General features: G+C 58.3%; 19 protein-coding genes. 6 read left to right on the top strand and 13 right to left on the bottom strand.

Features of this window, described 5'->3' with window-relative positions:
* Positions 1–37: 37 nt before the first annotated feature.
* From AT984_RS02090 to rfbC, 6 genes are all read left to right on the top strand, one after another.
* Positions 38–628, top strand: coding sequence for a sugar transferase (locus AT984_RS02090; protein WP_058718690.1), 591 nt, complete (start codon positions 38–40; stop codon positions 626–628).
* A 57-nt stretch (positions 629–685) separates the two neighbouring features.
* On the top strand, positions 686–2560 hold the full coding sequence (locus tag AT984_RS02095) for a polysaccharide biosynthesis protein (RefSeq protein ID WP_058718691.1): 1875 nt from the start codon (positions 686–688) through the stop codon (positions 2558–2560).
* A gap of 125 nt (positions 2561–2685) precedes the next feature.
* Positions 2686–3744 (top strand): dTDP-glucose 4,6-dehydratase, encoded by a 1059-nt coding sequence (gene rfbB, locus AT984_RS02100; RefSeq protein ID WP_058718692.1) that lies wholly within the window; start codon positions 2686–2688, stop codon positions 3742–3744.
* A gap of 11 nt (positions 3745–3755) precedes the next feature.
* Positions 3756–4643 (top strand): dTDP-4-dehydrorhamnose reductase, encoded by an 888-nt coding sequence (gene rfbD / locus AT984_RS02105; protein WP_058718693.1) that lies wholly within the window; start codon positions 3756–3758, stop codon positions 4641–4643.
* 97 nt (positions 4644–4740) lie between these two features.
* Positions 4741–5631 carry a glucose-1-phosphate thymidylyltransferase RfbA gene (gene rfbA / locus AT984_RS02110; RefSeq protein WP_058718694.1) on the top strand — a complete coding sequence of 297 codons (891 nt, stop codon included), beginning with the start codon at positions 4741–4743 and terminating at the stop codon, positions 5629–5631.
* Positions 5632–5639: 8 nt separating this feature from the next.
* A complete protein-coding gene (rfbC, locus tag AT984_RS02115; RefSeq protein ID WP_058718695.1) occupies positions 5640–6191 on the top strand; it encodes a dTDP-4-dehydrorhamnose 3,5-epimerase in 552 nt (183 codons plus the stop codon).
* A 135-nt stretch (positions 6192–6326) separates the two neighbouring features.
* On the opposite strand, the gene wecC is transcribed toward rfbC, so the two are convergent.
* Genes wecC through AT984_RS02180 form a run of 13 tightly spaced genes read right to left on the bottom strand, consistent with a single transcriptional unit; the run spans position 6327 to position 21503 of the window.
* Positions 6327–7547 (bottom strand): UDP-N-acetyl-D-mannosamine dehydrogenase, encoded by a 1221-nt coding sequence (gene wecC / locus AT984_RS02120; RefSeq protein WP_058718696.1) that lies wholly within the window; start codon positions 7545–7547, stop codon positions 6327–6329.
* A 3-nt stretch (positions 7548–7550) separates the two neighbouring features.
* Complete coding sequence (gene wecB, locus AT984_RS02125; protein ID WP_058718697.1) at positions 7551–8696, bottom strand: non-hydrolyzing UDP-N-acetylglucosamine 2-epimerase; 1146 nt, start codon at positions 8694–8696, stop codon at positions 7551–7553.
* Positions 8693–9922 (bottom strand): glycosyltransferase family 4 protein, encoded by a 1230-nt coding sequence (locus tag AT984_RS02130; protein ID WP_058718698.1) that lies wholly within the window; start codon positions 9920–9922, stop codon positions 8693–8695. The genes wecB and AT984_RS02130 overlap by 4 nt, the downstream gene beginning before the upstream one ends.
* A 1-nt stretch (position 9923) precedes the next feature.
* Entirely contained in the window at positions 9924–11576 is a 1653-nt protein-coding gene (locus tag AT984_RS02135; RefSeq protein ID WP_197418221.1) for a heparinase II/III family protein, read from the bottom strand.
* Positions 11573–13705 carry a bi-domain-containing oxidoreductase gene (locus AT984_RS02140; protein WP_058722026.1) on the bottom strand — a complete coding sequence of 711 codons (2133 nt, stop codon included), beginning with the start codon at positions 13703–13705 and terminating at the stop codon, positions 11573–11575. The genes AT984_RS02135 and AT984_RS02140 overlap by 4 nt, the downstream gene beginning before the upstream one ends.
* A complete protein-coding gene (locus AT984_RS02145) occupies positions 13702–14484 on the bottom strand; it encodes an AglZ/HisF2 family acetamidino modification protein (protein WP_058718699.1) in 783 nt (260 codons plus the stop codon). Before AT984_RS02145 ends, AT984_RS02140 begins: the two co-directional genes overlap by 4 nt.
* Before the next feature lie 2 nt (positions 14485–14486).
* Positions 14487–15101 (bottom strand): imidazole glycerol phosphate synthase subunit HisH, encoded by a 615-nt coding sequence (hisH, locus tag AT984_RS02150; protein ID WP_058718700.1) that lies wholly within the window; start codon positions 15099–15101, stop codon positions 14487–14489.
* Positions 15098–16228 (bottom strand): N-acetyl sugar amidotransferase, encoded by a 1131-nt coding sequence (locus tag AT984_RS02155; protein WP_082679710.1) that lies wholly within the window; start codon positions 16226–16228, stop codon positions 15098–15100. Before AT984_RS02155 ends, hisH begins: the two co-directional genes overlap by 4 nt.
* Positions 16229–16281: 53 nt before the next feature.
* Complete coding sequence (locus AT984_RS02160; RefSeq protein WP_082679711.1) at positions 16282–17109, bottom strand: glycosyltransferase; 828 nt, start codon at positions 17107–17109, stop codon at positions 16282–16284.
* Between the two features lie 60 nt (positions 17110–17169).
* On the bottom strand, positions 17170–18039 hold the full coding sequence (locus AT984_RS02165) for a glycosyltransferase family 2 protein (protein ID WP_082679712.1): 870 nt from the start codon (positions 18037–18039) through the stop codon (positions 17170–17172).
* Positions 18040–18086: 47 nt separating this feature from the next.
* Positions 18087–19337: a hypothetical protein gene (locus tag AT984_RS02170; RefSeq protein ID WP_156421854.1), complete on the bottom strand. Its 1251-nt coding sequence runs from the start codon at positions 19335–19337 to the stop codon at positions 18087–18089.
* A 10-nt stretch (positions 19338–19347) separates the two neighbouring features.
* A complete protein-coding gene (locus tag AT984_RS02175; RefSeq protein ID WP_058718705.1) occupies positions 19348–20547 on the bottom strand; it encodes a glycosyltransferase family 4 protein in 1200 nt (399 codons plus the stop codon).
* Entirely contained in the window at positions 20544–21503 is a 960-nt protein-coding gene (locus tag AT984_RS02180) for an NAD-dependent epimerase/dehydratase family protein (RefSeq protein ID WP_058718706.1), read from the bottom strand. The genes AT984_RS02175 and AT984_RS02180 overlap by 4 nt, the downstream gene beginning before the upstream one ends.
* Positions 21504–21510: the final 7 nt, after the last annotated feature.

A 21510-nucleotide genomic window follows, 5' to 3' on the forward strand; every position in this document is an offset into this window, starting at 1 on the left:
GACGTTTAATCGAGCTGAAGCGAGCCGAGTTTCCATCATGGCCAAGCGGCTTTTTGATATTGCCTGCGCCGGCCTCGGCCTGCTGATTCTGCTGCCCTTGCTGATTGCCCTGGCCTTGTGGATCAAGTGGGACTCGCCCGGCCCGGTGCTGTTTAGGCAGCAGCGGGTGGGGCGCTTTGGCAAGCCTTTTTACATCCACAAATTCCGCAGCATGCGGGTGGATGCGCCGGCCTTGGGCCCGCAAATCACCGTGGGCGAAGACCCGCGCATCACCCGCAGCGGCCGAGTGCTGCGCGCCGCCAAGCTGGATGAACTGCCGCAACTCTGGGATGTTTTGCGCGGTGCCATGAGCTTGGTCGGCCCGCGCCCGGAGGTGCCTCGCTATGTGGCGCTGTACACGCCGGAACAGCGCGAGCTGGTGCTGTCGGTGCGGCCGGGCATCACCGATCCGGCTTCCTTGCATTTCCGCAATGAGAGCGAGGTACTGGCGCGCGCTGCCGACCCCGAACGCGAGTATGCGGAAGTCATCCTGCCGGCCAAACTCAAGCTCGCCGGTGAGTATGTGCGCCAGGCCAGTTTGTGGACCGACATCCGCCTCATTCTCGCCACGCTGCGGCGAATTCTTTGACGCGCGGATTCGGCTTGCCGCCGCTCGCCGCTTTCAATGCACCGACAATCCTGGCCTATGTTCTGGCAATCTCTTGACGCATTCCTGACCCGCATCCGCCCTCGGCGTGAGGCCCTGTCCCTGGGGCTGGACGGCCTGATGATCTTTCTGGCCTGGCAGGCCACCTATCTGTTCCGCCTGGGCTTTGAGCGCTGGATCTCGGCGCGGCCCAGCTATGACGGCTGGGTCATCGCGGGATTGGTCGCGCTTTATCTGCTGAGCCTGTGGCTGTTCAAGGTGCCCAAGGGCATGTGGCGCTTCAGCGGCTTTGGAGAGGTGCAAAGAGTGACCTTGGCCTGTGCTGCCGCCGGCATTGTTGGCGCCGTCATCATCCTGATGGCGCAGTTGCAAGCCGTGCCACGCGCGGTGCTGGCCTTGCACCCGGTCTTCAGCATCATCGGCCTGGCCATGATGCGCTTGGCTTACCGCATGCTGTATGAGCATCTGCGCGCCCGCATCAACGGCCGCGCCACCGAGACGCATCGCGCCCTGATCCTGGGTGCCGGTCAGGCAGGCCGCCTGTTGGTGGCTGGGATTCAACACCAGGGTTGGACGGTGGTGGGCTGGCTGGATGACGACCAGGCCAAGCAGGACTCTCGCGTGGCCGGCATTCCTGTGTTGGGATCTTTGAGCGAGGTGGAGCGCTTCGCCGAATTGCATGGTATTACCCACATCATCGTGGCCATGCCTTCGGCCGACGTCAGCAAACGCCGCCAGGTTCTGGACTTGGCCGGCAAGACCGGGCTGCCCGTGCTGACCGTGCCCAGCAGCGCCGAGTTGATGGCGGGTAGCAAGGTCGATCAGCTGCGCGACATCCAGCCCGAAGACTTGTTGGGTCGTGAGCCGGTGCAATTGGACGAGGCCGGCATCAGCGAATGCCTGAATGACAAGGTCGTGCTGATCACCGGTGCGGGTGGCAGCATCGGCAGCGAGCTGTGCCGGCAAGTGGCCCGTTATGGTCCATCGAGAATCGTGCTCTACGAGATGAGCGAGTTCGCGCTTTACACCATTGAGCAAGAGCTGAGCGAGAAGTTCCCCCGCATCCCTCTGGTGCGCCTGGTCGGCGATGTGAAAGACCTGGAGCACCTGCGCTACACCTTCAGCAAATACAAACCGCAAATCGTCTTTCACGCCGCAGCTTACAAGCATGTGCCCTTGATGGAGGTAGACAACGCTTGGGCCTGCCTGCGCAATAACACCTTGGGCACCCTGCACGCCTGCACGGCCGCGGCCGAACATGGGGTCGAGCGCTTTGTGCTCATCAGCACCGACAAGGCCGTGAACCCCACCAACGTCATGGGCGCCACCAAGCGTGCGGCAGAGTTGGTGATCAGCCATATGGCCAGTCAGGGCCACAGCACCAAATTCATGGCCGTTCGCTTCGGCAATGTGCTGGGCTCCAGCGGCAGCGTGATCCCCAAGTTCAAAGAGCAAATTGCTAAGGGTGGACCGGTCACTGTCACGCACCCGGACATTACGCGTTACTTCATGACCATCCCCGAGGCAGCGCGCCTGGTGGTTCAGGCGGCGGTGATTGGCGAGTCGGGTCAGGTCTTGATTTTGGATATGGGCGAGCCGGTTAAGATTCTTGACCTCGCACGCGACATGATTCGGCTGGCTGGGCGGGACTCGGCAAATATCAGAATCGAGTTCTCGGGCCTTCGGCCAGGAGAAAAACTGTTTGAAGAACTACTGGCCGATTCAGACAGCACAGTGCCTACCGGTATTGCTCGGCTGAGAATCGCCTGTTTGGCTCAGCAAAGCGATGAAGTGGAACGACTGTTGGGCTTGCTAGAACTCGCCAAGAGTTCTTTGGCGTCGCAGAACAAGCTTGTTCATGAAGAGCTGGCCCGCGTTGGCTTGGGTTATCTCTGGGCCAAAGGAGCTGCGTGATCCAGAGTTTGAACGGGGCTGAAATTTTCGGTCTCCACATCCGGTAATCGCCGGTCAGAGCGGGCAATGCCGAATCGCTTTGCGCTTGTGCCCGTGAGCTAGAAGTTTTTTATCAACAAATCATCATGACCATCCTCGTCACCGGCGGCGCCGGCTTCATTGGCAGCAACTTCGTTCTCGACTGGCTCAAAGGCTCTGACGAGCCCGTCGTCACCCTGGATGCTCTGACCTATGCGGGCAATCTGGAAAACCTGGCCTCGCTGCAAGGCGATGCCCGGCACACCTTCGTCAAAGGCGATATCTGTGATCGCGCCCTGGTCGATCAACTGCTGAGCCAGCACCGTCCACGCGCCCTGATCCACTTCGCCGCAGAAAGCCATGTGGACCGCTCCATCAGCGGCCCCGGCGCCTTCATGCGCACGAATATCGAAGGCACTTACACCCTGCTGGAAGCCGCGCGCACCTACTGGAGCGGCTTGAGCGATGCAGACAAGGCTGCCTGGCGCTTCCACCATGTTTCGACCGATGAGGTCTACGGCTCTTTGAGCGCCGAAGACCCGCCCTTCGCCGAGACCAAGACTTACGAGCCCAATAGCCCCTACTCGGCCAGCAAGGCCGCCAGCGACCACTTGGTGCGCGCTTGGCACCACACCTATGGCCTGCCGGTGCTGACCACCAATTGCAGCAATAACTACGGCCCCTTGCACTTCCCCGAGAAGCTGATCCCGCTGATGATCGTCAACGCCCTGGCGGGCAAGGCCTTGCCCATCTACGGAGACGGCAAGAATGTGCGCGACTGGCTCTTCGTGACCGACCATGCCAGCGCCATCCGCGCCGTGCTGCAGGGCGGCCGCGTTGGTGAGACCTACAACATCGGCGGCTGGAACGAGATGACCAATCTGGAGATTGTGCATACCGTGTGCGAGTTGCTCGACGAGTTGCGACCTGATGCTTCGGGCAGCTACAAGCGCCTGATCACCTATGTGAAGGATCGCCCCGGTCACGACCGCCGCTACGCCATCGACGCCCGCAAGATCGAGCGCGAACTGGGCTGGCGCCCGGCCGAGACCTTTGCGACGGGCATCCGCAAGACCGTGCAGTGGTATTTGGACAACCCCGAGTGGGTGGCCCGCGTGCAAAGCGGCGCCTACCGTGACTGGGTCGCCCAGCAATACCAAGCCTGAGCGGCCGATTCATGACAATTCTTTTGCTAGGCAAGAACGGCCAAGTCGGCTGGGAGTTGCAACGCGCGCTCGCCCCATTGGGTGAGCTGGTCGCGCTGGATCGCAGCGAAGGCGCCGACCTCGCTAAGCCCGAGGTCTTGCGGGCCACGGTCCGCGCGGTGGCGCCGCAGGTCATCGTCAATGCCGCCGCCTACACCGCGGTCGACAAGGCCGAGACCGAGCAAGACCTGGCCCTGCAGATCAACGCCCATGCGCCGGGCTTGTTGGCCGAAGAAGCCAAGCAACTCGGTGCCGTGCTGGTTCACTACAGCAGCGACTACGTATTCGACGGCAGCGGCGAGGCGCCCCGCAGCGAAGACGCCACCACCGGTCCCTTGAGTGTCTATGGCCGCAGCAAGCTGCAAGGCGAAGACGCCATCCGTGCCAGCGGCTGCCAGCACCTGATTCTGCGCACCAGCTGGGTCTACGCCGCCCGCGGCGGCAACTTCGCCAAGACCATGTTGCGCTTGGCCGCAGAGCGGGAGCAACTCAAGGTCATTGCCGACCAGATCGGTGCACCCACCGGTGCCGATCTCTTGGCGGATCTGACTGCACAAATGCTGCCTGCAGTGCTGGCCAAGCCTGAACTCAGCGGCACGTATCACGCCGTGGCCAGCGGCGAAACCAGCTGGCACGCCTATGCCCAGTATGTGATCGAGTTCGCCCGTGCCCGTGCCCGGGGTCAGGCCTTGCGCGTGGCGCACGACCAGGTGCTGGCCATCCCGACCCAGGACTACCCCACACCGGCTCAGCGCCCCCTCAACTCCCGGCTGTCCACCGCCAAGCTGCAAGCCGCCTTCGGCCTGCGCCTGCCGCATTGGCAGCAAGGGGTGGAGCGCATGTTGATGGAAATTCTCTGAGCCCCCAATACATGGCAAGGCCGGACTGAGGCGAGCGTCTTATCCCAGCCCGCCCCATCCCGCCGTTCCGGCCCGTCACCGCATCAAGGAGAGACCCATGACGACTAAAAGCCGCAAAGGCATCATCCTCGCCGGAGGCTCGGGTACACGCCTGCACCCGGCCACCCTGGCCATGAGCAAGCAATTGCTGCCGGTCTACGACAAGCCCATGGTGTACTACCCGCTGGCCACGCTGATGCTGGCCGGCATCCGCGACATCTTGCTGATCAGCACCCCGCAAGACATCCCGCGCTTTGAAGCCCTGCTGGGTGACGGCAAGCGCTGGGGCGTCAACATCAGCTACTGCGTGCAGCCCAGCCCGGATGGTCTGGCCCAGGCCTTCATTCTCGGCAAAGACTTCATTGGCGGCGCCCCCAGCGCCTTGGTGCTGGGCGACAACATCTTCTACGGCCACGACTTCCAGGGCCTACTCGGCAGCGCCGATGTATGCCAAAACGGCGCCACGGTGTTTGCCTACCATGTCACTGATCCTGAGCGTTATGGGGTGGTGGACTTCGATGCCAACAAGACCGCCTTGTCGATCGAAGAGAAGCCCGCCGCGCCCAAGAGCAATTACGCGGTCACGGGCCTCTACTTCTACGACGAGCAAGTCTGCGACATCGCCGCCAGCATCAAGCCCAGCGCGCGCGGCGAGCTGGAGATCACCGACGTCAACGCCCAGTACCTGCGCCAAGGCCAGTTGCAAGTCGAAATCATGGGCCGCGGCTATGCCTGGCTAGACACCGGCACGCATGACAGCTTGCTCGAAGCCGGTCAATTCATCGCCACCCTAGAAAAGCGCCAAGGCCTCAAGGTCGCCTGCCCCGAAGAAATCGCCTTCCGCTCGGGCTGGATCACCGCCGATCAACTGGCCGCCCTGGCCAAGCCGCTGGCCAAGAACGGCTATGGCCAATATCTGCAAAAACTTCTGAGCGACAAAGCGTTTTAAGCCTCACCATGAATGTCACCCCCACCGCATTGCCCGAAGTCCTGATCATCGAACCGCGCGTGTTCGGCGATGCCCGCGGCTTCTTCACTGAAAGCTGGAACGAGCAAACGTTCAACAAAGCGGTCGGCCACGAAGTGCGCTTCGTGCAAGACAACCACTCACGCTCAGCGCGCGGTGTGCTGCGCGGCCTGCACTTCCAACTGCCCCCGCACACCCAGGGCAAGCTGGTGCGGGTGGTCAGCGGCGCGGTGTTTGATGTGGCCGTGGACATGCGCCGCAGCAGCGCCAACTTCGGCCGCTGGGTTGGCGTAGAACTGAGCTCCGACAACCATCGCCAACTCTGGGTGCCACCGGGCTTCGCGCACGGCTTCTTGGTGCTGAGCGAGACGGCCGACTTCCTCTACAAAACCACTGACTTCTACGCGCCTCAGGCCGAAGCCTGCGTGCGCTGGGATGACCCGGCGATTGGCATCGAATGGCCCAGTACTGGCGTGCCCGCCTTGCTGGCTATCAAAGATGCCGAAGCCCCCTCGCTGGATACCGCTCAAGTCTTCGACTGAGTGAAGCCACAAGTCAAAACGACCGACAGCTGATCAGCCGGCGCTTCTTGCCTGAGGGCCCTAAGGCCCTGCATGTTCTGTGCTCCGAGGCCGAGCGCCCTGTTTACTGAGGCCGCCGTGGGTGGATATGGCTGATCAGACTAGCGCCCCGCAAAAGTCGAGTGCGCCTGCTTCCATCAGGACTCGCTTGGTCGAGCTATCCAGGAACTCGCGATGTTTCACAAGCACTGCGAGGATGTCGGCCGAGCGTAGCGCGTCGTCGAGCGGAGTCAACGGCAGCGTGTCATGGGTCTCGATGTTGGGCTCCACCGCGACTACGTCGTAGCCAGCAGTTACGAGCGCCTGCGCGATATGCATGGCCGGTGATTCCCGAAGGTCGTCGATGTCCGGCTTGAAAGCAAGTCCAAGGCAGGCGACGCGCGGCTTGCGTTCAAGTCGCGCCGAGGCGTCTGCCACGGCGATCTTGATGCGGTCGATGACCCAGTCTGTCTTGCCGTTGTTGACTTCACGGGCCGAGCGGATCAGGCGAGCTGTCTCGGGATTGCGCGACACGATGAACCAAGGATCCACCGCGATGCAATGGCCGCCTACGCCAGCGCCCGGCTGGAGTATGTTTACGCGCGGATGGTGATTGGCGAGTCGGATCAGGTTCCACACGTCGATGCGCTCCTTCTCGCAGATCATCGACAGCTCATTGGCGAAGGCGATGTTGACGTCTCGGAAGCTGTTTTCTGTCAGCTTGCACATTTCGGCCGTCCGGGCGTCTGTCTCCAGCACCTCACCGTGTACGAAAGTCCGATAGAAGGCGCCGACCGCTGCCGTTGCTGACGGAGTCATGCCGCCTACGACACGGTCGTTCTCCACCAGCTCAGTCATGATTTTTCCTGGCAGCACGCGCTCGGGGCAATACGCCATGTGGATGCTGGCGACGTTCACACCCGCCTGCGCCAGGACCTCGGCCATCGCATCTGTCGTGCCGACTGGGGAGGTCGATTCGAGGATGACCAGATCGCTCGCCTTGACGAAGGGGGCGATGCTACGGGTTGCCGCCAGCACATAGTCGATGTTGGGGCGAGGGATCTCCTCGTCCTCGTGAAACGGGGTCGGCACGCAGATCATGTAGATGTCGCCCGCCTGCGGCGTCGTGAACGCGGTGAGGCGCTGCGCCGCGACCGCCGAGCGGACGAAGGCATCCAGGTCGGGCTCGACGATGTGGATCTTTCCCTGGTTGATGGTGTCCACGGCATGGGCGTTCAGGTCCACGCCCACGACGTGATAGCCCTTGCTGGCCAGTAGCGCGGCAGTGGGCAGGCCGATATAGCCCAGTCCGACCACGCAGACGGTCTTCTTGTTCATTGCTTAGATCTCTTTCAACAAATCGACGATGCGGCCGCAGGCCTGTCCATCGCCATACGGATTGTGCGCACGTGCCATCGATTGATAGGCCGCCTCGCTGTCCAACAGTTCACGCACGTTGTCGACGATGCGCTGCCGATGGGCACCCACCAGCCGCACCGTGCCGGCGGCTACTGCTTCTGGTCGCTCCGTCACGTCGCGCATCACCAGTACGGGCTTGCCTAGACTGGGCGCCTCTTCCTGGATGCCGCCACTGTCCGTTAGCACCAGGTGCGCATGCTTGAGCAGATAAACGAAGGGCTCGTAGTCTATTGGGGCAACCAAGTGCAGGTTCACCAACCCGGAGAGGATGTCGTTGACTGGCTGCTGGACATTGGGGTTCAGATGGACGGGGTAAACGAAGTGCACCCCCGGATAGGCAACTGCCAGCTCGCGTAGCGCCTCGCAGATCTGCAGGAAACCGTCGCCGAAATTCTCGCGTCGGTGCCCGGTGATCAGTACGAAGCGTTTGGTGCGCCAGTTGAAAGGCAGGCGCTCATCCAGCAATTCGCATACCTGCGCCTGGCGGCCGGCGTCTCCGTCGATGCGCGCCAGTACCCACATTAGCGCATCGATGACAGTATTACCGGTGATGGTGATTCGATCATCGGGCACGCGCTCGTCGAGAAGGTTTTGCCTGCTGACCGCCGTCGGCGCGAAGTGCCAGCGCGTTAGCTTGCTGGCGACCTGACGGTTGAATTCCTCGGGGAATGGGGCGCTCAGGTCGTGTGTGCGCAGCCCTGCCTCGACGTGACCCACCGGTACTCCGGCATAGAAACCAGCGATCGCCGTGGCTAGCGTCGTCGTGGTGTCGCCATGGATCAGCAACACGTCGGGGCGCTCGCGTTGGATCACGTCGCGCATGGCCAGTAGCACGGCTGCGGTAACGTCAAAGAGGTCCTGACCCGGTTTCATTAGGTTCAGGTCGATGTCGGGAGTGATGTCGAAGGTTTGCAGCACCTGGTCCAGCATTTGGCGATGTTGAGCGGTGACGCAGGTCAACGTCTCGAAATCGGCGCCGTAGCGGCGCAAGGCATGGTAGAGCGGAGCCATTTTAATGGCTTCCGGCCGAGTGCCGAAAACCAGCATCACTTTCTTTTTGCGATTCATCGAGGTTGTAGTTTTCTGAGAATGTCTAACATCCGGCGTGCAAGGTCGGTGCGGTTGTATTTGCGCCCGGCGATGGGGCCGTTGGCGCGGTAGCGGGCCATTCGCTCGGGCTCGGTGCGGAGGCGTATCAGGGCCTCCTCGAGTTGGATGGCGTTGCTGGATTCGAATGCCTCGCCCACGTCCTCGTCGCGCACGATGCGCGCGGATTCGCCAGGCACGCCGTGCAGCACGGGGATGGCCATGCCCATGCATTCGAAGAGCTTGGACGGGATGACCGAGTCGAACAGGTCTGTCTTACGTAGGTGGATGATGGAGACGTCCAGCAGCGACCAGTAACGCGCCACCTCCGACTTGGGGACGGAATCGACGAAGCGAACATTGGTCAGGCCCATGCGCTTGCTCTGCGCGACCAAGGCCGCTTTCTCTGCGCCGTGACCAAGAAAGATCAGCCGTAGGTCCTGTGCGTCGGGCCGGCGCTGGAGCGCGGCGGCAGCCTCTAGCAACGTTTCTAGGCCGTGGGCCATGCCGTGGGTACCGATGTAGCCGGCAACGAAGCAGCCTTCCAGCCCGAGTTCGCGTAACAGCGCTGCGTCTTTCGGCATTGGTCGGAAGTTGTCTAGGTCAACGCCGTTGGTGACGACCTCGATTCTGGTCCCATCGATACCACGACGCATCAGCGTGTCCTTGAAGGCGTGCGTTACTGCGACGATGCGGTCCGCCTTGCGGTATAGGAAAAGCTCAATGCGCTCCAGCAGCCGGATTGCGGCCGAGTCCTGCATTGCGCCCACTGCCTTTATCGATTCCGGCCAGAGGTCGCGTAACTCGAAGACCCAAGGCCGGCGCTTGAGCAGACCCGTCGCCCACGCCGCACAGGCTGTGAAGAACTGCGGTGAGGTACCGACTACGACGTCGACCCGTCGCACGAACAGCGCCGCTATCGTCGCCGTGACCATGAAGCTCAGGTAATCGAGAATGCGCTTGATGAAGCCCTCGTTGGCTGTGATGTAGGACCAGACTCGGATCACCCGGATGCCGTCGACTGTTTCGCTTTGCCAGAGGCGGTTGCGGTACCCTTCGAACACGGCGCCCTTTGGGAAGTTGGGTGCGCAAGTGATGACGGTGACTTGTGCACCGTCGCGCACCCATTCACGACAGTGTTCGAAGGTGCGACTGGCTGGAGCGTTGACCTCCGGAGGGAAGTTATCGGTTAAGAAAAGGATATGCACTTCAAGTCCAGTCAAAATCCACGCGAGCCTGCGCGTCGCGCAGGTCCACGACGGCGCAGGCGGTGGCCACTACTTGGCCGAATGCGCTTGCATACGACGAGGTCTCCAGGCGCAACACGCCTTGTGTCACGCGCAGGCGCAACTGACCACCGTGCGGCAGCATGAGCCGCAGTGTCTGGTCTCCCTCTGGCCTCACTTGCACCGTAGGGTGGAAGTGGTAGCGGGCCTGCGCGAGGCTGAAGGGGCCCGTCACGCGGTCTGAAACGGTCAGGCCGGCAGTTCGCCACCGCCATTCGCGATGATGCTCTGGCTGGCCAGGCAGGCGCTTGTAGCCGTCATGGGCGCAGGAGACGACGACCTCGTTAACGCCGGTGTCCACGCGCAGCCCGACCGGCCGCGCACGACGCGCTACGCGGAAGCCGCCCCAGACCTCGGACGAATCCTGACCGTCGACAATCACCGTGCTGTGCGCGGCTGTGCCGCGTTCGCGAAGCCGCTCCTGACCCAGGCCATAGCGCGAAGTGCCGCCATTTACAACGACTCGGTCGCCGAACACAGACAGCTCGAACGAAAGCGTGTCCGCATGCGCGTGCCCGGGGAGGTAGTCGGGGCCGACCGGGGCGACGTCAAGCAGCGCCACAGCGTCGGGCAGATCGACTCGGAGGTAGCCGCTGTCCGGCAGCGCGGTCAGCACCGGCTTGGCCGGGCGCGGCCATGCTAAAGCCGGGGTATCGATGCCGAGACGGGCGGCATAGTCCAGCAACTGCTGCGGGGGCGGTGCTACGCCAATGGCAGCATCGTTGAACAGGGAGATTTCACCGTCTGGATGGCAGGTCGCGCGAAGCCAAGCGGCCATGCGGCTCGCGGTGCCACGCCAATCTTTTTCGACCTTCGTGCGTACTCGGCCCGGGAAAGAACTCGCTATATTGAGCAGATCCAGCAAGTCCTCCAAGAAGATCGCGTGGTACATCGGGCTGCGCTCGAAGTTGCCTCCGTCGGGCAGAACCTGTTCATGCAACTCGTTAGCCACGATGGCGAGCCCCTTCGCCAACCAGCGTTCCGACTCTGGGCCGTCGAAGCAGATGCCGGCGAAGATCAGCGCCTTGGCGTTCACGAACAGATGATTCCCCAGCAGGTGCCATTCCAGTCGTTGCGACAGCCAGCGCGCCTGTGCTGCGAGGCTGTCGCATTGGTCCGAGCCCAAGGGGCGGCCGTCCAGATGGCGCTTGATCCAATTGACGATCCGTAGTGAGCATGGATACGGCTCCCACCCGGTACCGCCAACTGGATGGTGCTGCATCCAGTCGTCCATCAGGGCGATATGCCACGCGTCGCGCGCGGGCGCGTCGACCGCGTTGAGGTCGTCGAAGTAGTGCAGGTTGTAGAGCCAGAGCTTAGATCGCGTCGTTTCCTCCCAGTCTTTACGCGTAAGCGTGCCTGCCTCGTTGAGGAAGCTGAACTCGCGTGCGCCGCTCATCGTGGCCGCGCGATGCGCCGGTGCCTGCCACACGCCTGATACCGGTCGCAGCGACGGTGCAGGAGAGCGGTCCAGGCGCGGGCGGCGCAGGCGAAACCATAGGCGACCGTGAAACTGAATTGGCTTGAGGTACTTCAACGTGTGCCAGTAAAGGCCCAACTTCGCCAGTTGGCTCAAGGGCGCACTCCCGATGCGATCTCGATGCTGACGCGGCTTACTTCGATCACTTGCTCCAGTGGAATGGGCGAGGCGCCGCCCTGGCTGACCGCGTCGACGAAGGCCTTCGCGCAGGCTTTCTGACCCTTGTCCTGGCGCCACAGTGACAGCTTGGTGAAGCCGGGCCAGCCGAACCCAGTCAGCTTCCGGAAGTTGTCAAGCTGAAGCACGCGGCCGGCTGCGAAGACCTCAAGGCGCTCCTTGGGGAAGGACTTGCTGCCATTGGCGAAGTAATGAACGGTGCCAATGGAGCCGTCGCCGAAACGTAACTGGATTGTGACGGTGTCGCCGGTGCGGCTGTCCATGTCCATGCGTTCCCAACCAGTGATCGGCGCGTCCGCTAGGAATCGCAGCAGGTCGATGAAATGGCAAGCCTCGCCGATGATGCGGCCACCACCGACTCCCGCATCTTGCGTCCAGTGTTCGGCTGGGATCGCCCCGGCGTTCACCGTCATTACAAAGGATTTGGGTCCCGTGATGCTGGCCAGCAGTTGATGCATGCGCTGTACATGTGCTGCAAATCGCCGATTGAACCCCACCATCAGCATCACCGAGGAGGCGCCGCTCGCGTGGCGGGCGGCCAGTGCGGTCTCGATCCCGACCAATTCTTCCAAGGTGAGGCACAGAGGCTTTTCGACGAACACATGCTTGCCGGCTTCGATCGCTCGCAGTACATACTGCGCATGACTGTCGTGCCGCGTAGTGATGACGAGCGCGCCCGTTTCGGAATCGCCGAAAAGGCGCTCTGTGTCGGTGGTGGTTTCCTCGAAGCCGAACTTGCGAGCTGCGTGCAGGCCGCTGACGCCGGTGGCCGAGGCGACACTACGGAGGCGGGCTCCTGCCGTTTTGAAGGCTGGAAGCAGGACCGCGGTCGCGTAGTTGCCAGAACCGATGACGCTGACGCCGCAAACCGACGCAGGCGCACGCTCGGATTGCGCGTGCGAGGGAACGGCGACAGTGCGGGCGTCGTTGTCGATGGTCAGGCCCGGATAGCGCAGCAGAATGCCCAGTGACTTTCCTGCGCCGCCGACCAGCTCATAGGCCTGTTCGGCTTCAGAGATGGCGAAGCGATGCGAGATGAGTGGCTTCACATCTAGACGACCGTCGGCCATCATGTCGAGCACAGCCTCAAAGTTGCGCTGCTCAGTCCAGCGGACGAAACCGACGGGGTAGTCGTTGCCTTTTTCCTCGTAGTTGTTGTCATAGCGCCCCGGCCCATAGGAACATGACACCTGGAAGGTAAGTTCCTTCTCGAAGAAGTCGGCGCGCGATAGCTCGAGGCCGGTAACGCCAACGAGAACAATGCGTCCCCGCTTGCGACACATATGCGCTGCCTGATGTATGGGTTCGCTGCTCTTAGTTGCCGCTGTGACGATAACCCCGTCCACGCCGCGGCCGCGCGAGTAGGTCATCGCAGCAGCCACGGGATCCTGCCCCTTGGACAAGTCGACCACCTCGGCGCCAAACGCGCGCGCCATCTCGAGCTTCTCCGGGTCGAAGTCCAGCCCCAATACGCGACAGCCGTGGGCCCGAAGCAGTTGTACTGTTACGAGGCCGATCAGACCCAGGCCGGTAACTACCACCGTCTCACCCAACGTGGGTTGCACGAGCCGGATGCCCTGTAGCGCGATGGCCCCTAGCACGGTAAACGCGGCCTCCTCATCGCTCACCGCCTCGGGCACCTTTGCGCACAAGTTGAACGGGACACTGACGACTTCAGCATGCTTGCCGTTGCTTATCACTCGATCGCCGATCTCGAAGTGTGCCACGCCTGCACCGAGCGCGGAAACGCGGCCAACGTTGCAGTAGCCGAGCGGAAGGGGTTGGTCCAACTTGTTGAACACCGCCTCGAGTGTGGGCATAAGGCCATCGGTCTTGATCTTGTCAAGTACCATTCGTACCTTATCGGGCTGCTGACGAGCCTTCTCCAACCAACCGGCCTTCCCAAATTCGACGAGCATACGCTCTGTGCCGGCGGATACAAGCGTTTGCGTCGTGCCGATCAGTATTTGACCGCGTCGAACCGCGGGTACCGGGAGTTCGGCAATTTCGGTGGCGCCGGTCTTGAGACTTTGCAGGATCTGTTTCATTGAGTCGTGGTGGCTGCCGAACACAGCGCATCTTTCTCATCGCGGTTCGGGTAGTTGATTAGGACGGCGCGGTATTTGCCTTTGAAGACGAACAGGCTGCCTGCCGCCGCACCGATAATTCCGTGGCGTTGGACGAGCGCACGCAGGTCATCGAGGGAGCCGGCTCCGCCTAGCACCGTTAACGGCAGGCTGGTGGCCTGGCGAATCTGATCGATCAAATCGGTGTCGTAGCCCTTCATCTCTCCGTCGCGGTCGACGCTGTTGAGGACGATTTCGCCGGCCCCCAACTGCTGCAGCTTCGCAGCCCACGCTGCGGGTTCCAGGCCCGTACGCTTGCTGGCGTTCAGTGTTACCACCTCGGGCTTTCGGAACAGGCCAGTCCGCTTGACGTCGATGACTGCGACCACACTCTGGCTTCCTACACGCGCGGCTGCGCGGCAGATCAGCTCCGGGTCTTCGACGGCGGCCGATGAAACGGACACCTTTTCTACTCCCAGACCGATAATCCGATCGAACTGTTCCACGCTCTTCACCCCGCCGCCGTAGCAGAGCGGCATGCGGCACTCGAGCGCCAGATTAGCGATCATCTTGTAGTCAGGCTCATGCCCGTTTCGGCTGGCGTCGATGTCGATGACCATAAGCTCATCGACTTCTTTCTCATTGAAGATGCGTACCGCATTGAGCGGATCGCCAACGTACTTGGGCTGGCCGAAGCCGACTGTCTTGTAGAGCCCGCCTCGATGGACGAGCAGGCAAGGAATGATTCGTGGGCGCAGCATCTTTAGAGTCCGGCGAAGTTTTTGAGGAGCTGGATACCCCAGCCGTGGCTCTTTTCAGGATGGAACTGAACGCCGTGCACGTTGCCGCGGCGTACTGCGCATGCGAACTCGTCACCATATGCGGTAACGGCCAGCACATCTGTTGGGTCATTGGGGGCGAAGTAGTACGAGTGTAGGAAATAGAAACGGGCGCTGCTGCCCATGTCTTGGAACAGACCTACGTCGTCAACCGGCGCCACATCATTCCATCCCATATGCGGCAGACGGGTGCGTCCCTGGATGCGCGCCTCGTCAAAACGGCGGACGTCCGCGTCGAACCAACCCAGCCCCGCTGCATCACCTTCATCACTCCGACGAGCCATCATTTGCATGCCAACGCAGATTCCCAGCACTGGCCGCTTCTCCTCCATAACCAGTCGGTCCAGAGTAGGTCGCATACCTGAGGCCTGCAGGCGTTCCATGGCCCAGTCAAATGCTCCGACGCCCGGCAGCACGATGTGAGTCGCGCCCGCCAGTTCATCCGCTGTGCGGGCGAAGGTCACGGGGATCTCGATACGCTTGTAGATGTTGGCGAAGGCTTGAGTATTGCCTAGGCCGTAATCCACTATGGTGATCACCGCTTGCCTCCCAACTCTAGGCCTAGCACTTTCATGACGCGCGCGCCGAGCATGTAGAACGTTTCTTGCGAGCGGTAATCCTTGTAAGTCTTGTTCGGCGCGTCCATGTAGCCCTGCAACTCGTCGGTCGTGATGCGGAGCTTGTTTGCGACGTACTCGAACTCGTGGCGCACGGTGACCTCGTCCAGGGCTGGCGTTTTGAGTTTCTCCAGCGCTTCCTCTCTGGTCATCTGCCCGGTAACGATCAAGCTTGCAAACTGCACCTTACGAGTGTCGAAGCCGAATTTCTTCGGTAACCAGTAGCCTTCATAGAACCGGGTGAAGCGGGACTCGAAGTGCTTCTGCGGATAGGGCTGCCATCCAAACTTCTCCACCAGCAGCTTCACAGCGGCGGCCTTGTCGTATTCGACGCTGTTGAGTGGGCGTACGACCTTGATGCCTTTGACGTAAGGAAGCCAAATCTTGTGGCGCAGGATCGACGTCGTCGGATAGTTCACCAATGGACGCGTACCGAACTGGGCATGGATGTCTTTGAGTTGGATCGAATCGGACTGGTAGTACATCCACTCGATCGGGTTGCGGATGCACTCAGTGGACAGGTTTGCGCCTGTCAAGATGTACTTGATACCGTGCTGTTCGGCGAATTTGTACATCGTCGCGAAGAAAGCATGATCCTGCGGTGCATCGATGTGGGGCACGCCTGATTTGAAGAAAGCCAGTTGAAGGTCGCGCATCTCCTCCCAATCGATTACCTCCGTGTAGAGGTCTAGTCCTAGCTTGTCGACCAACTTCTCGATGTTATTGACGGCCTCCTGGGAATTCCAACCCGCGTCGACATGAAACACCAACGGACGTAGACCGAATTCGGTAGCAATATAAGTGAGGTAGGAACTGTCGATGCCGCCGCTCATGCCGATGATGCAATCGAAGTCCTTGCCTTTGCCGGATGCCTTGATCTGTTCGACCAATTGGCGCAATTCCTGTTCGCCACGTTCACCGGTGTGCCAGTTCGGCTTTACTTTGGTGTCAAACGTGTTGCAATGGTCGCATACCCCATTTGTATCAAAGGTAATTGCAGAATCGGTGGTGTCCATGACGCAGCGGCTGCAGATTTGAAATTTTTTCATAATTCCCTCCTGAGGGCAAATTTTTGTGACGGGCAGGCAATCGCTCGCCAGGCTTAGGCCCTGAACTCTTTGAAGTACTTGCGAGATTCGCGATGCGCGTCGCGTGCCATGTTCCAACGGCTACGGCTAGGCAAATCTTGCAGTGAGCCGTGCCAGTGATGAGTCACACTTATGGCTGGCGAATAGAAAATCTGTTCGCCAGCTCGTTTGAGTTGAACGGCGAGGAAGAATTCCTCTGAAAATAGGAAGCTTGGCGACCACAGGTGTTTGAATTTTGAGAAAAACCTTGGCGTGAGAACATAAACGGAGCCATGGCCCTGATGAATTGACATCGCGGTTCTCCAATGATCCTCATCCCCTCGTCGAGTGAGCTTTGGGATGGTCTTTGCCGCCCTGTACATGAGAAGACCAAAATAGTAATTTGAATAATAGAGATCGTAGAAAATCGTGCGAATGCGGCCGATTGGAAGAATCACGTGAGGATTCTGATGGTGACCATCAAGGGTTACTACATCAGGCGATATGACAGCGTACCCTTTGTATTCGGCTTCGCGCTCCTCGATAGCAGAACATATCCCATCTGGGAACTCCAAATCGTTGTTACCGATGATCATCCATTGAATATTGGGGTTGAACTTTCGCGCGAATTCGATACCTATACTCAATCCAGAAAAGTAGCCAACATTCTCGGGATTGCAGATAAGATGAATCTCTGGGTGGGTAGTGCCGAGGTCGCGCAGGACCTGTACCTCCTCTGCGCGTGAGGCGTTATCGACGACAAAAATTTGAATTTGGTGCCCGCGATTTTTTAGGAGGCTCTCCACAGCTGCAACGGTATAGGTTGAATTGTTGTAGTTGGTGCAAATGTAAGCTATGAGCATTTAAAGTCCCTTTGGATCGACTTGGGCTGGATGGTTTTGAATAAGATTTGCTGGATTTCTCTAGCCTTTAACCATTGATCGAATCTTTGCTTCCAGTCGCTTTGGTAAAATCCGTCTAATCATTAAGCGAGGTATGACATGCATTGCATGGTAAGCAATGCATTTCAGTTGATAGTTCTTGATGATAGGACTGCCCGCCCGGATCTCCTCTGTGATGTGGATCTTGGAAAGACCAGCCGAAACACCGTGGGTCTCGACCTTGCAAATCACTTCGTCCACCATGAGAAAATTTTGCCCAGTGGCGTACAGGGTGGTCATGAAATTAAGGTCGCCCCGGATTCGGAAAGATTCATCGTACTTGTGTAGTTTCATCAATTTGTTGTTGATGAACGAGGCCTGGTGATGCGGAACTTCCATATAGTATCCGGCGAACTTGAGCTTCATGTGCTTGACCTTGCTGTTACTCTCGTCATATATGTAGCGCACCCCGCCAGCGACGACAGCAAACTTCAAATTCAGACCCACTGAAATCCGATCGATAGTATTATTTGAATCGAACATGTCTCCAGCGTTCATGAAGATGATCCATTCTCCTGTCGATAAATCAATTCCTTTGTTCATGGCATTGTAGATGCCGTTGTCCTGTTCTGATATCCAACGATGGATAAGATGGTCGTATTTTCTTATGACATCAAGAGTGCCATCCTGGGAGCCGCCATCAATTACGATATATTCGATGTTTTGGTAGCTTTGGCCTGTGATGCTTAGGATCGTACTTTCAATGGATTTAGCGCAGTTGAAGGCGACGGTCACAACCGTTATCAATGGTGTGTCGTTTTTTGTCTGCGCGCGTCTAGCGCTTCCCCCCTCGAATCTACTTCTGTTGATGGGGTTGCCAAAAGCTGGGTTTGTATTTTTGCTGGAGGACATGAATTCAGTTCGTCCGATAAATGACTTGGAGTACTCTGCTTTTCCCGTCAAAACTGGGCAGCAGCAATGCTTGATTTCTGGTGGATGAGTGGAGCTTTTGCAGGCCTACGTCTGAAATGGCGCGCACCAAAGGGCTGTTTTAGGAAGATATACACCAGCATGACGGCGATCAGGGAGTAAGAGAAGCCCATTACGTAGGGTCTTTGAAGAAACAGTAACCCAATCCCGAGAAGGACAATGTTTCTTTTGCCGTATGCAGGGGAAACAATGAGCAACAAGACTGTCGCGTAGTACGGAAGTTCTGAAAATAGCCCGCCAAAAACTAACGGGCTTAATGGGTTTTCCCCGAGGGGGCCGAATACCTCTTGGCACGCTAATTGACTGAACTCACAAGTGCTGTCAAGCCCGAACAAGATGGCCGAAGGATTGGCCTGGAGTTGAAGCCAAGCGTTGATTAACTGGAAAGACCTATTATCTCCAGCAATTAAATTCGTGTCTTCGGATAACTTAAGTCTAGATAGTAAAATGATATTGGAATCGATCGCTATGGTGGTCGCTGCAATGAAGAGCGCTAGTGCGGCGATACCAATGAAGGAAAAAATTTTTCGCTTACTCGATTGTTCGGCTAGTAGATGACAAACGACATAAACTAAGTGGGCAAGGCTGAATGTTATGAAACCAAGAATTAAGATGATCCAGGTTGTCTTCCTGTCTTGACGGAGAAGGTGGCGAAGTGCAGCGATGAAACATAAGTACATGCTAAAAGCACCCGGTTCATCGTAGATTCCCGCCGCGCGAATCAGATTTTCTTGGTAAGAATTCGTAAAGGTGCTGTAGAAGAAGTAGTAATCCTGGCCGTCAGGGTTGGTAATGGTGAACAACGGGCCTGCGCCGGCTCCAGCCAAAAGAGCCCCAATTACCGATCCGACCAGTAGTACGAGCATCAGTGAGCTTGATTGCCTGCAGAACTGCTCGATGCCTTTGAGTCCTGCTAGATCAACCAGTATTAATGCGCAGAGAAAAAATATACAAAAAAACAAATAGCGCAAATCATTCCAGTGTATTACATTTCCGAATGATAGGGTTAATAAGATCGCCCCTGCGATAAAAGTTTGGTAACTCAGTTTTTTATGAAAGAAAATCGCAAGGGTAAGCGCGACAATAAGCACGAAAATGGTGCTGTGCAGCCCTTTAATGCCAATGTGGGCAAGTAGGGAAGAGGGCGCTATCAGCGCCCAATATGCCATCAAAGACGGCAGTACAGCATTGCCTTTGATTGAGAGTAATCCCAGCTTCATTCGATTTACTTTACTTCGACATTTGCCGAGATTCGGCTCGCACACGAATAGCTTCGTTTACTACTTTCAGATACTGGCTGCCATACTCAAGTTGACGGCGCTTGTTGTTGGCGGCTAGATCCGTATGGTCATTGAAAGGTGTCGGTATATTGGTAAGCTCAAGTTGTAGCAAATCTGCGAGTGCTTGTGCGTCGTCCGGGTTGAAAAATTTGGATCGAGCCATTTGCTCGCGATGAACGGGCAAATCCGACAGTAACATGCGTTTGCCCGCACTCTTACACTCTTCGACAATAGAACTCCATCCTTCGAATTTTGATGGATTGACGACTGCTGCACTGAAGCGAATCAGACCGAAGACGTCCTTGTAGGGGATAATTCCGAGTATACGAAGAGAGTTTTCTGTCCCCACTTCGGTGGCGAGCTTTTTGAATTTCTCGAAATACTCAGGGCTTCGAGGGTCGTGAGTAGATCCGCTGCAAACGATTTGAACACGCTGACCTTTTTTGTTTAATAGATCGATGGCGCGTAACAGGATGATGTGATTCTTATGCTGCCAAAACTGGTTGGGAACATAAAAAAAGTTCCGTTCAAGTCGGTACTTCTTCAGCAGTCGCTCGTGATCGTCCTCGCTAAGCGACCAATAGCTTGAAGGAGCGGGGGATACAAAACTTAGTACGCTGACCTTCGGAGCAGTTTCAGGAAATACGGAGCTCAGGTCCTTCTTTGCATCTTCACTGCTGACGATGACTCTTTCGGAACGCTGTGCTAGCTCCCTGTACCTTGAAGTGCGACTCTTCAGTTCGTTCTTACTGAACATGTGAGGCAGGTGGACGTGTTGAAAGTCTGGTAACCAATTGATGACCGCAACATCAGCACCTCCAATGAAGTCGGAGTGAGAAACTGCATTCAGGCCGTAACGGCGTATCAGTCTTCGAGCGACCAACTCGGTGTTGAATAGCTTTCGGCAAACTCGCCATGCCAGCCAGAGTGGATGACCACGTTGCAGCAACGGTGTTTTGACCACAGTCACGTTAGCGTTTTCAGGCACCATCATGGCCAATACATCGGGTTCGGCATCTGGTGGCACTATCAAGTAGAGTTCCACCTTCGGATTCTTAGTCGCCGCAATTGCGAGAAATAGGTTGTGGAAGTAGTTAATTCCACCCATCCAACCCTTAGTGGGGGTCAGGAAAAAGCCGATTCGGGTCATTGCTCGGCACCTCGCATTTCGCCAAGTTGGGTTTTGAACCAATCAGCGTAACGCTTTAACCCAGAGTCCAGGCCAACTTCAGGTTTCCAGTTCAATAGTCGCTGGGCGTGACCATGCTCTGAAGTGAGTCGACGGGGATTTCCCTTGTGCGTTTCTCCATTGAAGGTGACCCCTCCTCTATGGCCGCAAAAAATGCTTAAACGATTCAGGATTTCACGAATGCTGGCATGCTCGAAACCACCGTTGTAGACCTCAAACGTTGGTTGTGGGCATAGGGCGGCGAGAGTCAATAGTTTCCCTGCGTCATCGACGTGAATCCAGTCGCGGATTTCGTTGCCGGTACCGAAGAACTGATACTGACCAACTCGGAACTTGTTGAGCGCGTCCCAAAGCAACTGCTTGCGCAAGCCTTCGCCGTAAACCGAGAAGAGTCGTACGATGCTCGAAGGCACTGCGAAGAAGCGGCTGTAGGATTCGCAGAGTGCTTCGGCGGCGGTCTTGTGCACACCGTAAGGGGAAATGGGCGAACGTACGGAATTCTCCGTCGCATCGGAATCCCCTTGGTCACCGTAGACGGCGGCGCTGGAGACAAGGACAAAACGACACTTGTTTGCGCCGTTCAGGCGAATCCATTCCAGTGCTGTCGCAGTGCTTTGCGTGGCTCGTTGGAAGTCGGACAGTGGATTCGAGTACGAGTAGGAAACAGCGCCGCTACCTCCGCAATGCACCACGCAGCAGGGAATCTCACCCGCAGTTACTCGATCGAGCGCATCGAGTCCAATATCGGCATCAAGCCAATTAGTTAGCCCCCATTGACGCCACTCAGACTCTGCCCACTGGCCGTGCCCTAAGCCGAGGACGCGGCAACCCTGGCGCGCAAGTGCTAGTGCCGTGTGGCGGCCGACGAAGCCGGCGGCGCCGAGCACGACGGCGGTGGGATAACGGGGCTCATTCATGTACTTT

The organism is Paucibacter sp. KCTC 42545 (assembly GCF_001477625.1).
GTDB lineage: Bacteria > Pseudomonadota > Gammaproteobacteria > Burkholderiales > Burkholderiaceae_C > Paucibacter_A.

Excerpts from the sequence above, each read along its gene's own strand:
- AT984_RS02090 (WP_058718690.1), top strand. The coding sequence starts at position 38 with ATGGCCAAGCGGCTTTTTGATATTGCCTGCGCCGGCCTCGGCCTGCTG.
- AT984_RS02095 (WP_058718691.1), top strand. The coding sequence starts at position 686 with ATGTTCTGGCAATCTCTTGACGCATTCCTGACCCGCATCCGCCCTCGG.
- rfbB (WP_058718692.1), top strand. The coding sequence starts at position 2,686 with ATGACCATCCTCGTCACCGGCGGCGCCGGCTTCATTGGCAGCAACTTC.
- rfbD (WP_058718693.1), top strand. The coding sequence starts at position 3,756 with ATGACAATTCTTTTGCTAGGCAAGAACGGCCAAGTCGGCTGGGAGTTG.
- rfbA (WP_058718694.1), top strand. The coding sequence starts at position 4,741 with ATGACGACTAAAAGCCGCAAAGGCATCATCCTCGCCGGAGGCTCGGGT.
- rfbC (WP_058718695.1), top strand. The coding sequence starts at position 5,640 with ATGAATGTCACCCCCACCGCATTGCCCGAAGTCCTGATCATCGAACCG.
- wecC (WP_058718696.1), bottom strand. The coding sequence starts at position 7,547 with ATGAACAAGAAGACCGTCTGCGTGGTCGGACTGGGCTATATCGGCCTG.
- wecB (WP_058718697.1), bottom strand. The coding sequence starts at position 8,696 with ATGAATCGCAAAAAGAAAGTGATGCTGGTTTTCGGCACTCGGCCGGAA.
- AT984_RS02140 (WP_058722026.1), bottom strand. The coding sequence starts at position 13,705 with ATGAAACAGATCCTGCAAAGTCTCAAGACCGGCGCCACCGAAATTGCC.
- AT984_RS02145 (WP_058718699.1), bottom strand. The coding sequence starts at position 14,484 with ATGCTGCGCCCACGAATCATTCCTTGCCTGCTCGTCCATCGAGGCGGG.
- AT984_RS02155 (WP_082679710.1), bottom strand. The coding sequence starts at position 16,228 with ATGAAAAAATTTCAAATCTGCAGCCGCTGCGTCATGGACACCACCGAT.
- AT984_RS02160 (WP_082679711.1), bottom strand. The coding sequence starts at position 17,109 with ATGCTCATAGCTTACATTTGCACCAACTACAACAATTCAACCTATACC.
- AT984_RS02165 (WP_082679712.1), bottom strand. The coding sequence starts at position 18,039 with ATGTCCTCCAGCAAAAATACAAACCCAGCTTTTGGCAACCCCATCAAC.
- AT984_RS02170 (WP_156421854.1), bottom strand. The coding sequence starts at position 19,337 with ATGAAGCTGGGATTACTCTCAATCAAAGGCAATGCTGTACTGCCGTCT.
- AT984_RS02175 (WP_058718705.1), bottom strand. The coding sequence starts at position 20,547 with ATGACCCGAATCGGCTTTTTCCTGACCCCCACTAAGGGTTGGATGGGT.
- AT984_RS02180 (WP_058718706.1), bottom strand. The coding sequence starts at position 21,503 with ATGAATGAGCCCCGTTATCCCACCGCCGTCGTGCTCGGCGCCGCCGGC.